This window comes from Bacillus sp. FJAT-22090, from assembly GCF_007676755.1.
Taxonomy (GTDB): Bacteria; Bacillota; Bacilli; order Bacillales_A; family Planococcaceae; genus Psychrobacillus.
On the sequence record NZ_VEBK01000004.1, the window covers coordinates 25,901 to 39,534 of the forward strand.

At 38.2% G+C, this 13,634-nt stretch carries 13 protein-coding genes; 2 read left to right on the forward strand and 11 right to left on the reverse strand.

The features are described 5' to 3' along the window. Positions 1 to 4 precede the first annotated feature (4 nt). Positions 5 to 523 (reverse strand): P-loop NTPase family protein, encoded by a 519-nt coding sequence (locus FS486_RS07160; RefSeq protein WP_144510651.1) that lies wholly within the window; start codon positions 521 to 523, stop codon positions 5 to 7. A gap of 98 nt (positions 524 to 621) precedes the next feature. Beyond that, a complete protein-coding gene (locus FS486_RS07165) occupies positions 622 to 1,833 on the reverse strand; it encodes an MFS transporter (protein WP_144510652.1) in 1,212 nt (403 codons plus the stop codon). A 174-nt stretch (positions 1,834 to 2,007) separates the two neighbouring features. On the opposite strand from FS486_RS07165, the gene thrC reads away from it, so the two are divergent. Further along, positions 2,008 to 3,063 (forward strand): threonine synthase, encoded by a 1,056-nt coding sequence (gene thrC / locus FS486_RS07170; protein ID WP_144510653.1) that lies wholly within the window; start codon positions 2,008 to 2,010, stop codon positions 3,061 to 3,063. After that, complete coding sequence (thrB, locus tag FS486_RS07175; RefSeq protein ID WP_144510654.1) at positions 3,060 to 3,983, forward strand: homoserine kinase; 924 nt, start codon at positions 3,060 to 3,062, stop codon at positions 3,981 to 3,983. Before thrC ends, thrB begins: the two co-directional genes overlap by 4 nt. 19 nt (positions 3,984 to 4,002) lie before the next feature. Here the strand turns inward: thrB and zupT are convergent, their stop codons facing one another. The 9 genes from zupT to FS486_RS07220 all read right to left on the reverse strand — a co-directional run bounded on the left by zupT (position 4,003) and on the right by FS486_RS07220 (position 13,622). Continuing rightward, positions 4,003 to 4,812, reverse strand: coding sequence for a zinc transporter ZupT (zupT, locus tag FS486_RS07180; protein WP_144510655.1), 810 nt, complete (start codon positions 4,810 to 4,812; stop codon positions 4,003 to 4,005). Positions 4,813 to 4,897: 85 nt separating this feature from the next. After that, on the reverse strand, positions 4,898 to 5,548 hold the full coding sequence (locus FS486_RS07185; RefSeq protein ID WP_144510656.1) for a uracil-DNA glycosylase: 651 nt from the start codon (positions 5,546 to 5,548) through the stop codon (positions 4,898 to 4,900). 53 nt (positions 5,549 to 5,601) lie between these two features. After that, a complete protein-coding gene (locus FS486_RS07190) occupies positions 5,602 to 6,210 on the reverse strand; it encodes a phosphatase PAP2 family protein (RefSeq protein ID WP_144510657.1) in 609 nt (202 codons plus the stop codon). 1,095 nt (positions 6,211 to 7,305) lie between these two features. Further along, positions 7,306 to 8,304: a siderophore ABC transporter substrate-binding protein gene (locus FS486_RS07195; RefSeq protein ID WP_144510658.1), complete on the reverse strand. Its 999-nt coding sequence runs from the start codon at positions 8,302 to 8,304 to the stop codon at positions 7,306 to 7,308. A gap of 20 nt (positions 8,305 to 8,324) precedes the next feature. Next, a complete protein-coding gene (locus FS486_RS07200; RefSeq protein ID WP_144510659.1) occupies positions 8,325 to 9,086 on the reverse strand; it encodes an iron ABC transporter ATP-binding protein in 762 nt (253 codons plus the stop codon). Then, complete coding sequence (locus FS486_RS07205) at positions 9,083 to 10,036, reverse strand: iron chelate uptake ABC transporter family permease subunit (RefSeq protein ID WP_144510660.1); 954 nt, start codon at positions 10,034 to 10,036, stop codon at positions 9,083 to 9,085. The genes FS486_RS07200 and FS486_RS07205 overlap by 4 nt, the downstream gene beginning before the upstream one ends. Next, the gene (locus FS486_RS07210) at positions 10,026 to 10,979 is read right to left on the reverse strand and encodes an ABC transporter permease (RefSeq protein WP_144510661.1); all 954 of its coding nucleotides are present in this window, start codon (positions 10,977 to 10,979) and stop codon (positions 10,026 to 10,028) included. Before FS486_RS07210 ends, FS486_RS07205 begins: the two co-directional genes overlap by 11 nt. A gap of 241 nt (positions 10,980 to 11,220) precedes the next feature. Next, positions 11,221 to 12,066, reverse strand: a complete 846-nt coding sequence (locus tag FS486_RS07215) for a DUF6612 family protein (RefSeq protein ID WP_144510662.1) — start codon at positions 12,064 to 12,066, stop codon at positions 11,221 to 11,223. A 68-nt stretch (positions 12,067 to 12,134) separates the two neighbouring features. After that, on the reverse strand, positions 12,135 to 13,622 hold the full coding sequence (locus FS486_RS07220) for a peptide MFS transporter (RefSeq protein ID WP_144510663.1): 1,488 nt from the start codon (positions 13,620 to 13,622) through the stop codon (positions 12,135 to 12,137). Positions 13,623 to 13,634: the final 12 nt, after the last annotated feature.

Below are 13,634 nucleotides of genomic sequence, written 5' to 3' on the forward strand. Positions count from 1 at the left end.
TACCTTAGGGTGCCGTTTCTAAAAAGCCTTTTACTTCTTGTGGACCTCGTAATATACATATGTCTGCATTCCTTACTTCCCGTAACACTTCTACTATTCCTGGTCGTGCATCCTTTGGAAAACGCCATACCCATTTTGCAAAAGGAAAGTCTATTTTTTCTGCACAGCCTGGGGCCATATCTGGTCTAGTTTTACCTCGGTATATAAATGCTCTTTTAAGAACCCTATACGTACAAAGAATATTTGGGAAATCTAAAAAGATGATTAAATCGGCATATTTGGCTCTTAATTCTAAAGTGGAATCAAAATTTCCATCGATAATCCACTCATCTTTTTCTAGGTGTTTTTTTATCTTTTCATGAAATATCGGCTTTGGAGTGGGAACCCATCCTGCATTCCAAAAAATTGCATCTAAATGTATAAGAGGTAAATTCCATTTTCGTGCAAGTATTCTCGACAATGTTGATTTCCCTGCACCACTCGAACCGATGATTAGTATCCTTTTATGAGAAAGTTTTTCCAAAGTCTACACCCCCTAGTATTGCCATACTTCTATTTTACTATGTTTTATTAAGCAATCAAAATAAAACCCGCTCCCTCAATAGAGAACGGGTTTGCAAATTATTCAAGTTCAGTTTGTTTTGTCTCCGTACCAAGAAATAACACTGATAACACACCAATAACAATGGCAACACAGAATATACCGAAAATATATCCGATTTCATATCCCTTCGTTACAAGCGTACCTACCAGAAGCGGTCCAAGAATACCGCCAATACGCCCAACTGAAGCGGCCATTCCTGATCCAGTTGCTCGGATTACTGTTGGATATTGTTCTGGTGAATATGCGTATAAGGCTCCCCAAGCCCCCAAGTTAAAGAAAGAAAGCAGCATCCCAGAAATGATCAATAACGTAGTCGTCTCCGCAGACCCAAAAACAAATGCACTAACCGCTGTTCCAAGTAGGTAGGTAACCAACACAAACTTACGACCAGCTTTCTCGATCAACCATGCGGCCGAGAAGTATCCAGGTAATTGGGCAAGCGTCATAATCAGAACGTATTCAAAACTTTTAATAAGCGTAAATCCTTTGATAACCATAACGCTCGGTAGCCATAGGAACATACCATAATAAGAAAATACAACCATAAACCATACAATCCAAAGCATAAGTGTACGCTTTGCGTACTTCTTTGTCCAAACTTCTTTCATATTTTGCATAATCGATCTAGACTCAGATTTTTTGGCTGTATACTGAGGGGAATCTGGTAATTTTATACGCAAATAAATTGCATAAAATGCCGGTAAAGCAGTTATAAGCAATGCAACTCTCCACCCATAATGTGGAATGATAAAATATGCAATAAGTGCTGAGACAATCCATCCTGCAGCCCAAAAACTTTCGAGCAATACAACTACACGTCCTCTTTCTTTTGCTTCTACACTTTCTGAAACTAATGTAGAGGCAACTGGCAGCTCACCGCCGAGTCCCATTCCCACAAAAAATCGAAAAAATAAAAATATAGCTAGACTTGTTGTTAGCGCGGATAACCCACTCGCTATCGAAAACATTAATAATGTAAGCATAAATATTTTTTTTCGTCCCACTTTGTCTGCAAAAACTCCGAATACGAGGGCACCTACTGCCATACCAATGGAGTTTACACTACCGATCCATCCCATTGCTTCTGGTGTTAGATTCCATTCTACCGCAAGTGCTGCGATAACAAAGGATAGTATCCCAACATCCATTGCATCGAACATCCATGCAAGGCCGGCAATACCGAGTAATTTATTTTTAGAAATTGGTTTATATTGCTTTACTGAAGTCATTTTTTACTCCTGTCTTTACACATGTAATGTTTTTTATTTACATGATTAGTATACGTATTCTCTGGAAAACTTGCAATAGAAAATTAATCTTGTTTTTTGTACTTCATTAAGGTAAAATGTCCATTATACAAATACACATGTTTTTTTAGAGAGAACAGAGAGGCGGATTACATCATGGCATGGCAAGGGTTAATCGAACAATATAAAGAGTTTCTACCTATTACAGAGAAAACTCCTAAACTATCACTACTTGAGGGAAATACGCCTCTTATTAAACTAAATAATTTATCAAAAGAATTAGGAATTGAACTATACGGTAAAGTAGAAGGGGCAAATCCAACTGGCTCTTTTAAAGATAGAGGAATGGTATTTGCAGTTGCGAAAGCAATAGAAGAAGGTAGTGAATGCGTTATTTGTGCCTCTACTGGAAATACTTCCGCCGCAGCTGCTGCATACGCTGCCCGAGCAGGGATTAAGTCGATCGTTGTTATCCCTAAAGGAAAAGTCGCGCTTGGAAAATTAGCACAAGCCTGCATGTATGGCGCAAAAATTATTGAAATTGACGGCAACTTTGACGATGCCTTACAAATTGTTCGTCGAATCAGCGAAACAACCGCTGTTGCACTCGTTAACTCTGTCAATCCTTATCGATTAGAAGGGCAAAAAACCGCCGCTTTTGAAATTGTAGACGTCTTAGGCTCTTCTCCAGATTACTTATGTATTCCAGTTGGCAACGCTGGGAATATAAGCGCGTATTGGAAAGGGTTCAAAGAGTACAATGAGGTAAAACAAACGGGTTTACCGAAGATTTTTGGATTTGAAGCGGAAGGCTCTGCCGCAATTGTTCAAGGAGCTCCAATTCCTAATCCGGAAACAGTAGCAACAGCTATACGAATCGGGAATCCCGCAAGCTGGAAGTTCGCGGAGGCTGCTCGAGACGAATCTGGTGGTATCATTGATTCTGTGACAGATGAAGAAATTTTAAACGCCTATCAGTTAATAGCTGGCCGCGAAGGAATATTTGTAGAACCTGGGTCTGCAGCATCTTTGGCAGGGGTCATCAAATCTGTGAAAAGTGGGGAGATTTCTTCAGGAAGCGTAGTTGTTACCGTCTTTACTGGAAACGGATTAAAAGACCCTGATACCGCAATGGAAGTTTCTACGGTTGACTTAGTGTCTTTAAAAAATGATGAGGAAGAAATCCGCGGATATATCGAGGGCGTACTATGAATAAGAAATGGTTTATATCGATCCCTGCAAGTACTGCCAACCTAGGACCTGGTTTTGATTCTATTGGGATAGCCTTAGATAAATATTTGGAAATAGAAGTAGAGACTTCCTCTGAGTGGAAGATTGTAAATTTATCAGACAATTTACCTAATGTTTCGAATCCGGCAGATCATTTAATCGTACAAGCTGCAGCTAAAACTGCGGAACTATATAGACGTAGCCTACCTCCATGCCATGTATCCGCAAGAAGTGAGATCCCACTCGCCCGTGGTATGGGTAGTAGTGCATCTGCTATTGTGGCAGGAGTAGAGCTTGCCAACCAAGTATTGGATCTCCAACTAACTGCGCAGGACAAGTTAAAAGTGGCAACCTTGATGGAAGGCCATCCAGATAATGCGGCGGCTTCTATATTTGGCGGCTTCACCATTTCGTCCAGTGGCAGCAGTGGAGAGATTGATGTTTTTCATACGGATCAAATCAATGCGTCCTTTGTTTTATTCATTCCTAATTTTGAGTTAAAAACAGAAGACGCTAGAAATGTACTGCCTGATAGTTATACGCGACAAGCTTCTGCACAAGCAAGTGCGACTGCTAGTTTACTAACTGCAGCTTTTCTTACCGAATCATTTGAACAAGCAGGTACTTATATGGAGCAGGATCTATTTCATGAACCGTACCGCCTTGACCTAATACCTGGGAGCAGAGAAATAAAACATGCTGCTAAAAAAGCGGGAGCCTACGGAACCTGTATAAGTGGAGCAGGTCCTACCCTTCTTTCACTAGTACCAAAAGGGACGGAAGAAGCATTCATCTCTAAACTAAGCGGGGCGTTCCCAAATTTTCAGCTTGTACCAGTAAAGATGAATCGAACAGGAATAAGAGTAAAAAATAAAAACGGCAGTGCGATTTTCTCAAATTGAGAATTGCACTGCCTTTTTTCTATGACATTAATACTAAGCTAAGTGCCATAACTAACATTCCTGCTACAACTCCATACATAGAAGAATGTGTCTCATCATACTTTTTGGCTGCTGGTAACAGTTCATCTAAAGAGATGAAGACCATAATACCTGCGACCGCCGCAAATACAACCCCGAACATCACACCATTTAAAAATGGCATCAAGATTAAATAGGCGACAAACGCACCGACTGGTTCTGCTAATCCCGAAAGAAACGATAATTTAAATGCTTTTTTACGGTTTCCAGTTGCATAATAAATCGGTACGGCAACAGCGATACCTTCTGGAATATTATGAATAGCTACCGCTATCGCAATGGCAACTCCTAAATTTGGATCTTGTAAAGCAGATGCAAATGTGGCAATACCTTCCGGAAAGTTGTGAATTCCAATGGCAAGTGCAGTGAAAACACCCATTTTCATCAACTTTGTATACTCCGCATTATTTGGTTCCGCATCCATATCTTCTACGCTTTTTACTTCATGTGGATTGCCGAGCTTTGGCAATAACCGATCAATTAAAGCAATAAAAATCATACCGCCAAAAAAACCGACAATCGTCATCCAGTATCCATTAGTTAGCCCTAGTTCCGCCGTTAACGAATCTTTTGCTTTCACAAATATTTCTACTAAAGATATATAAATCATCACTCCTGCAGAAAAACCCAATGCGACAGATAAAAACTTTGTATTTGTACGTTTAGTTAACAAAGATAGTAAACTACCTATCCCAGTTGCCAGACCTGCAAACAGCGTAAGCAATAGTGCAAAAACGACATTTCCATCCATTGATCCAACTTCTTTCTAATACTTTGATTTTTATCTATTATACGCAACAAGTTTCCTATGTGCAACATTATTTTACTAAAGAAAGTTACAAATTAGCATTAGCGATATAGACACCAATCTTTAACCAATCCTCTTCTATAAAATCTCGGTTGGAAGGACGATAAAAAACAGCAGCCGGATGGTAAGTGGGAATAATGATATACTTCTCATCAGACCATTTAAAATCATTATATTCAAGTGAGGCCAAATGTCTTACTTCATGTTCAATAACTTGACCATGTAGATTTGAAACCTTCGCGTCTTTCCCTAGCAAACGCTGTAGACCAACATTCCCTAATGTAACAATCACGGTCGGTGCTATATGTTTTAGTTCATAGTCCAGCACTGGGGCATGCGCAATAATTTCTTGTTGAGTAGGTGGACGGTTATACTTTCTTTTTGTCATTTCTCCATTTCGCGCTTTTTTTTCTTTCCACACATATGGCCGACTTCTTACCGCACTCGTCATATATACGTCATCCCTTGTTAACCCTATACTTGCAAGAGATTTTACCAGCTCTTCTCCTGCCCTGCCGATAAACGGAATACCTTTAATCGCTTCATTTTCACCCGGTGCCTCCCCTATTAGCAAAATAGAAGGATTTTTTGGCCCCTGTCCTTTGACAAACCCTTCAACAGGAAACCCTTCTATTCTTTTCATACCAAGGGTAACCAACTCATCAGGTAATTCGAACATCTTGCATGTCCTCCTTTTATAAAAAATCCTTTCCTGTGAAGGAAAGGATTTTATCATGTATTCATTTGAAATCTTCTATTTCGGTACTCATACCATAGTGCAACTATTACAAACCATGTATACCCCGCCATCCATCCTGCAAACACATCTGTTGCATAATGGCGTGATTCAGCAATTCTTGATAGACCAATTAGGATTGCCAGCAAAACAGCCCCTGTCCATATAAGTACACGAACTGTTCTATTTGATTGTTGTTCAGTTAAAAAGTATGCCAGTGTAAACGCATACAATAGTCCGACCATCGCATGTCCAGAAGGGAAACTAAAGCCCCCTATTTGGTCCACAATTTCTGGACGTTCCCTTTGTACCCATTTTTTTAGTAACTGATTAAGGACATTTCCTACACCAACCGTAAACAAACCAAATAGCATTCCACGATAATTTTTCGACCGTATCCATAAGTATGCAAGCAGGATAAGCATAATAATTACAACAAACTCTGTTTCCCCTAAATAATGAAAAGCAGTGATAAACCGATTGCCACCTAATAATTCAGTCATTTTATGGTCAAACTTATTCATTTCATCTCCGGTGAATGTTAAAAACAGCGCTGCAAATCCAAGCAAAGTAACAAGCCCAAGTGGATAAAACCATTTTCTCATTATATCCAACTCCTTCCCAACCTATTCATGACAAAAGTATAAACTACATTTTTGCTATACACAACGGTTAGCAGGATGGGCACAAAATAGCTTGACGTCTCCAATTCAACTAAAAGAGCAATCAACCTCATCGCCTAGCAAGTATCAACTTTGCAAGCGCATAAGAAAAACTCGCCTTATGGAGAGTTGTTTTCGCATAGGGATAGTGCGTCGTAAGGAAGTGTCCGCTAGGATTTCCGCTGCAGGACGGACGCTTTCCGTGGGGTGAGTGATGAGCCTTCACCGCCTGCTTTGGCGTTCGATGTGAAGTCTCCTCTTACTCACTTGATCCCTCCGGAGTCCCCGCCATTTTCGCTCCAATCCATCAAAATAGGCGCTTTTATCTGTATTTATTAGCCATTAAAAGTTAGGAAATGGCTTAGCGAGACCAATTGTCACTTGAAAGCAACCAATTCACTATGCGGAGCAACCAGTTTGAATTTGAAAGCAACCAAATTGGCAACGAGCGCAACCAATTCTTCAAGTAAAGGCTAGCGAACATTGATACCCATACACTTCCCCTATAGTATCCGCTTAATCAACATGAATAAGTCGGTCCATTCAATATTGCGCAACATTTTGAACAGGTGGAACTTTTATGCGCGGATAGCAATAAATTTGTGACACATTACCCCTTTCATGTTGGGAAATCATAATCGGTTTTCTCCCAATAAACTTGCTAATTATGAATTAGTTGCTTTCAACTGCGATTTGGTTACATTAGCGATTTTCTGATAACAGACATTACTTACCTGCATTTTTTGAAAATCCATGTTGAGGAAGCAAGCCGTTGCCACACGATGTGGCGATCTTAGCCTTTGTTCCGCTGTGGGCAAATGAGCCATTCCAACGAATGCGCAAGCGGAAATCCAAGCGGACACCGATTAAGACACACTATCCCTATATTACGCTTACTATAAAAAAGGTTCTCTATTTTATTGTTTTTGAATAAATCAAGTACCAGGAACACTGGGTTCATGGTACATCTATTTTATATAATTTCTTATTCTCCAAAAAAAATCCACGAGGAGAATTTTCCTCGTGGATCTTTGTATATTATTGAACTGCTGCTGTAGCAGCTTCGATTTTCGCTTTTTCAGATTGAATACCGCCACCCGATAAGTACCAAACATCTGGCTCTAGGTAAAATATCTTACCATTTTTAGCTGCATTTGTTTTACTAACGATTTCGTTTTCAATTGCTGCTTTTGTACCTGATTCACCTTCAGATACTGCCGCATCTCTATCTACTACGAATAAGATATCAGGGTTTTTCTCTAATACATATTCAAATGATACACTGCTGCCGTGTGTAGAATCATCTAATCCCTCATCTACAGCTTTAAAACCAAATACATCATGGATTACTCCGAAACGAGAACCTGGACCGTATGCACTTAATTCGCCTTCGTTCCCAAGAACGATTAATGCTTTTTCATCCATATTAGCTGTTTTAGCAGCTAATTCAGCTGTTTTTGTATCAATTTCTTCTAAAGCTGTTGCAACTTCTGCTTCTTTGCCAAAAATCTTCCCTGCTAATTCTGTATTAGCTTTAAAAGAATTAACATAGTCATGATTGTCTAAACCAACGAAAACAGTAGGAGCAATTTTGTTTAATTCTTCAAATGCATCTGCTTGACGTCCAGAGATGAAAATAACATCTGGTTGCATTGCATGGATTGCTTCGAAATCAGGCTCTTTTAAACTACCAATGTTTTGATAAGCATCTTTGTCTGCATACTTGCTTAAATACTCAGGTACATTTTGTTGAACAACGCCAGTTACATCTACACCTAGTGCATCTAAAGTGTCAAGGAATCCAAAGTCAAATACTACAACTTTTTCTGGTTTTTGTTCAAGTGTAACTTCTGCAAGACCATTTGGTTGTGTAATTGTTAATGGGAAAACGGATGCTTCTTCTGCTGCTGGTGTTTCTTCTTTTACTGTTCCAGTATCCGTGGAAGTCTCTTCAGTCGCTTCATCCTTCTTACCGCACGCTGCTAATACTAATAAAAGCAATGCAGCCATAATTGCTAAAAATTTATACTTTTTCATTTCTAAACTACTCCCTTTTCTTATGAATTAAAATATACACAAATGCGACAGCTATTCATTTCTTGGATTGGAATATCCATATCATAAATCTCTTTTAACGCATCCGAATTAATAATTTCATGGGTTGGACCGTCTTTTATCACACGTCCGTTTTTCAACGCAACAATATAATCCGAGTATACAGATGCAAAGTTAATATCGTGTAATACAATCACAACCGTCTTACCAAGGTCTTCTACTAGTTTGCGCAAAATCTTCATAATTTGAACAGAGTGTTTCATGTCCAAATTATTTAAAGGCTCATCCAATAATATATATTCCGTGTCTTGGGCAATAACCATCGCGATGAAGGCACGTTGTCGTTGACCACCGGAAAGCTCATCTAAGTAATCATCTTGAATGTCTGCTAAATTCATATATTCAATTGCTTGATCAATCATTTTCGTATCTTCGGCATTTAGTCGTCCTTTCGAATAAGGAAAACGTCCGAATGATACTAATTCACGTATTGTTAGGCGGACATTCATATAGTTCGATTGCTTTAATATAGAAACGCGTTTGGAGAACTCGTCGGATTTCCATTTACGTACATCTGATTTATCTAGTAAAACCTCACCCGTGTCTGCATCCAATAAACGACTAACCATTGACAATAGCGTTGATTTTCCAGCACCATTGGGACCAATAAACGACGTAATCTTTCCGGATTGTATATTGACACTTACGTTGTCTACTACTGGTTTTTTCCCAAAGTGCTTTGTTATCTCTTTTACTTGGATCATACTGTAGTTCGACTCTCCTTTAATAATAAATAAATGAAGTAAATTCCACCGATAAAGTTAATAATGACGCTTAGGGTAGTATTAAACGTGAAAATCCGTTCAACGACCCACTGTCCCCCTATTAATGCAACTAAACTCATTAAACTAGCACCTACTATTAGAACCGAATGCTTGTATGTCTTAAAAAATTGATAAGATAAGTTTGCTACTATTAATCCAAAAAACGTAATGGGACCAACAAGTGCTGTAGAAGTTGCTATTAAAACTGCTGATATAACAAGCATATTCTTTACAATTTTGTCGTAATTCACACCAAGGTTAATGGCATTGTCTCGGCCTAATGACAATACATCCAACTCTCGAACGGATCGCCATCCATATAAAACAACCAATACAATGATAATCATGGCAAACCATACTAAATCACCATTAACGTTATTAAAGCTAGCAAACATCTTATTTTGCAAGTTTGTAAACTCATTCGGATCAATGAGAACTTGTAGGAAAGTCGTTATACTTCCTAAAAATGTTCCCATGATTATACCAACTAATAATAAGAAATAGATTGGGCGTTTCCCCGCATTAAACAGGAAGCGATAAAGCAGAAGTGCGAACACAACCATCGCGATAATAGAAATAAAGAAATTGTAGTTCTTATTAATAACTAAGATGGACATTGATCCAAAAAAGTAATAAATGAATGTCTGTACTAGCATGTATAGGGAATCTAGTCCCATTACACTCGGTGTTAAAATACGATTATGTGTGATCGTTTGGAAAATTACTGTAGAATACGCAATTGCAACCCCTGTTAGTGCCATCGCTAACACTTTAATAGCACGACGCGGCAGTGCATAATTATAACTTCCATTCAACCCGTGGAATAGATATAGTGCTATACACGCTATACCTACAATAATTAACAACAGCATTTTTGTGCTATTTCGCATATGCTTTCCCCCTAAACAACAAGAATAGGAAGATTGCACTTCCGATAACACCAACAGTCATACTTATCGGTATTTCGTAAGGGAAAATGAGCACCCTACCTAGAACATCGCATATGAGCAAGAAAATAACACCAAGTAATGCTGTATGCGGTAATGTTTTTTCTAAATGATCCCCTTTAAAAATGGATACAATATTTGGGATGATTAATCCTAAAAATGGGATCATACCTACAGTTAAGACGACAGTAGTAGAGATTAATGCTACAAGTACTAGCCCTAAATTCAGCACTCTCTTATAGGAAAGTCCTAAATTTTTAGCAAAGTCCTCACCCATTCCTGCAACCGTAAAACGATTGGCATAGATGTACGCAATGATTAGCACCGGTACACTTATGTAAAGTAACTCATATCTGCCTTTTAGTATTAAAGAGAAGTCTCCCTGCAACCAGACAGTCATATTTTGAATAATATTTGATTTGTAAGCGAAAAATGTTGTGATAGAAGACAAAATATTTCCAAACATCAAACCAACTAACGGAACAAATATCGCATCTTTAAACTTAATACGATTTAATATTTGCATAAATAATAATGTCCCGACCAAGGCAAAACCAAAGGCAAATGTTAGTTTTTCTATGTATGTTGCATTTGTAAAAACCAACATCGATATTAAAATTCCTAGTCTAGTCGCATCAAGCGTACCAGCTGTAGTTGGAGATACAAATTTATTCCGACTCAGACTTTGCATAATTAGACCTGCAATACTCATCCCAGCTCCTGCAAGTATTATGGCAATTAGTCTCGGTACCCGGCTAATCAGAAATATTTGCGTCTCTTCCGAAGTAAAATCCAACAAATCAACTGGTGTTATTCTACTCACACCAACGAAAAGAGATAAAAGAGATAGTGCTACTAGTGCAATTACAAGATATCTTTTTTTCATGTCTATCCTCATCATTCTTTTTGTGAGTTTGCGATATTGAAAATCATTATCATTTACTCACAAGTTTTATTATAGCATCTCGCTTATACAAGTCAACCTTTAAATGAAAATCATTTTCAATTAAAATTATATAGCTTCACGCTATTTTGTTCCTCTCCCATCTTACTATAAAACAAAAGGAATACAAAAAGACTGCTCGCAATTGTCGTTTTTTTGCAACAATTGTTAGCAGTCTTCTGTATTAAATCTCTATAGCATTATCAATTACTTCTTGTGGAATGACAATCTCTTTAACTTCATTGAATTTGGAGAAATCCGACTTAATATCTTGTTTAATCGACATTTTTTCTCCATTGACCTCCATATCCATATCCATTAGAACGTCAACTTTATTTGTTTGGAATGTTTCTTTGTCGATATGGATTAAATAGTTTACGGAGTTAATAACAAAATCCATTTGAATTTCTTCACCCTCGCCAATAGTTTGAAGTACCTCATCTACTTGCGCTTTGACTAGATCTGTGAATTTCTCACCAGAAGCTGAAAGTGTTAGGATATAGTTTTCATTATCTTGTTTGAATGTGAAGTCATCTAAATAATCTTCAATTTGCTTTAACTGCTCAGAAGGATCTGTTTGTCCCATGGAATCCATCAATTGCCCCATCATTTCTTGAGGAAATTTCATCCATTGCCCAGTTGATTCTTCATACATATAAAAAGCATCCTTCGTAATATAGCTTTCCATGTTCATAGCCTCAGCAGGGAGATCCTCTGCAATACCGTTCATAGAAGTTGTGCCTTTTTGATGAATTTGTAATGGCTCTATTACGTATTCCATGTCCATGGATGAACTGACGTCTAGGTCCATTCCTTGATCCGGCATATGCATTTTCTGCTTCATATCTACAACTGCTTGTACGCTTTTAAGCTCTTCTGAAACTGCAATTGACTTTTCATATACTTGTTGAAGTGTTAAATCACTCTTTTTCGCAACTTCTGTATTTTCTACTGGGGCTGCTTTTTCGTCACAGGCTGCGAGTCCTAATGACAAAGCGGCTACTGCTAAAATTGTCGTCCATTTTTTCATATCAACAATCTTCCCTTCATCCTGTAATAATTATTATACGGATAAAGAAACCGAAAGTTTCAAATAATTTATTGCACGCCTCGCATATACTTTTGGATTAACGGGGTCATGAAATATAATAACAAACCTAAAACAAGCGCAATAACACCTATTACCCCGAAGTAAACAACCTCATTTTCAGGTGTATATAATTTTACGACCTGTGCATTTATCGCTTGAGCGGACGCATTTGTCATAAACCATAAACTCATTGTCTGAGCCGCAAAAGCACTTGGTGCAAGCTTCGTAGTAGCAGATAGACCAACTGGAGAAAGAAGTAACTCACCAAGGACTACCAAGAAGAAGCTTAATACAAGCCAAAATGGACTAACAAGTGTTTCCGTTCCATTCATATATGCCGGGATAATCATTACGATAAAAGACATACCTGCAAAGAACAATCCATAGGCAAACTTTCTAGGTGTGGAAGGTTGTCTCTTCCCAAGTTTTAACCACATCCAAGCAAATACAGGTGCAAATGCGATGATGAACAAAGGATTTAATGACTGGAACCATGCAGGTGAAATTTTAAAGGAACCTATCATCAAGTTGACACGTTCATCCGCGTATTGAGCTAATATATTCGACCCTTGTTCTTGAATCGCCCAAAACATCATTGCAGCGACGAATAACGGGATATATGCAAGTAATCTTGATTTTTCATCCGCAGACGTTCGATCACTTCTATACATAACGATAAAATACAATGTAGGTATAACAATACCTAAAATGGAAACAGTCATCGTAAAGACATCAATTGTCATAATCCCTTGTTGAACTAAAATATAACCAACAACTAAGATTAGGACAAATACAAGAGCGATGCGAGTTAATACTTTTTTACGCTCTTCTTTCGACATTGGATTCGGTACATACGATCCAGCTAAACCAAGGAACTTTTTCTTTGTCACTAAAAAAACAATTAACCCAATGGCCATTCCGACCGCTGCCAATCCAAATCCTAAATGGAAGTTATATTCAAGGCCAATCGTTCCAACGATTAAAGGCGAAATGAATGCCCCCATATTAATACCCATATAGAAAACACTAAAACCAGAGTCACGACGAGCATCTTGTTCTGAATATAAATCCCCTACGATAGTGGATATATTAGATTTCAAAAGCCCAGTACCAATGATAATCAGTGCCATTGAAACAAATAAAGTCGTCAGACCACCTGGAAACGCCAATACTATATGTCCAAACATAATTAAAACTCCACCGTAGAATACGGTTTTCGTCGTACCAAATAACCGATCGGCAATCCATCCACCTATTATTCCCGACATATACACAAGGGAACCATAAACTGCCATGATGGAATTCGCCGTTGAACGTTCCAAACCTAATCCACCTTGTGTAACTTCGTAGTACATATAGTAGATTAAGATTGCACGCATACCGTAGTATGAAAAGCGCTCCCAAAATTCTGTGAAAAATAACGACAATAACCCTTTAGGATGTCCGAAAAATCCTTTTTGAGGGACTGATTTAACTATTTCGTCTTTTGAAACCATGTTTTAACCTCT

Coding starts and splice junctions, on each gene's coding strand:
- FS486_RS07185 (WP_144510656.1), bottom strand. CDS start 5,548: ATGTTCGAATTACCTGATGAGTTGGTTACCCTTGGTATGAAAAGAATA.
- FS486_RS07195 (WP_144510658.1), bottom strand. CDS start 8,304: ATGAAAAAGTATAAATTTTTAGCAATTATGGCTGCATTGCTTTTATTA.
- thrB (WP_144510654.1), top strand. CDS start 3,060: ATGAATAAGAAATGGTTTATATCGATCCCTGCAAGTACTGCCAACCTA.
- FS486_RS07165 (WP_144510652.1), bottom strand. CDS start 1,833: ATGACTTCAGTAAAGCAATATAAACCAATTTCTAAAAATAAATTACTC.
- zupT (WP_144510655.1), bottom strand. CDS start 4,812: ATGGATGGAAATGTCGTTTTTGCACTATTGCTTACGCTGTTTGCAGGT.
- FS486_RS07210 (WP_144510661.1), bottom strand. CDS start 10,979: ATGAAAAAAAGATATCTTGTAATTGCACTAGTAGCACTATCTCTTTTA.
- FS486_RS07200 (WP_144510659.1), bottom strand. CDS start 9,086: ATGATCCAAGTAAAAGAGATAACAAAGCACTTTGGGAAAAAACCAGTA.
- thrC (WP_144510653.1), top strand. CDS start 2,008: ATGGCATGGCAAGGGTTAATCGAACAATATAAAGAGTTTCTACCTATT.
- FS486_RS07190 (WP_144510657.1), bottom strand. CDS start 6,210: ATGAGAAAATGGTTTTATCCACTTGGGCTTGTTACTTTGCTTGGATTT.
- FS486_RS07205 (WP_144510660.1), bottom strand. CDS start 10,036: ATGCGAAATAGCACAAAAATGCTGTTGTTAATTATTGTAGGTATAGCG.
- FS486_RS07215 (WP_144510662.1), bottom strand. CDS start 12,066: ATGAAAAAATGGACGACAATTTTAGCAGTAGCCGCTTTGTCATTAGGA.
- FS486_RS07220 (WP_144510663.1), bottom strand. CDS start 13,622: ATGGTTTCAAAAGACGAAATAGTTAAATCAGTCCCTCAAAAAGGATTT.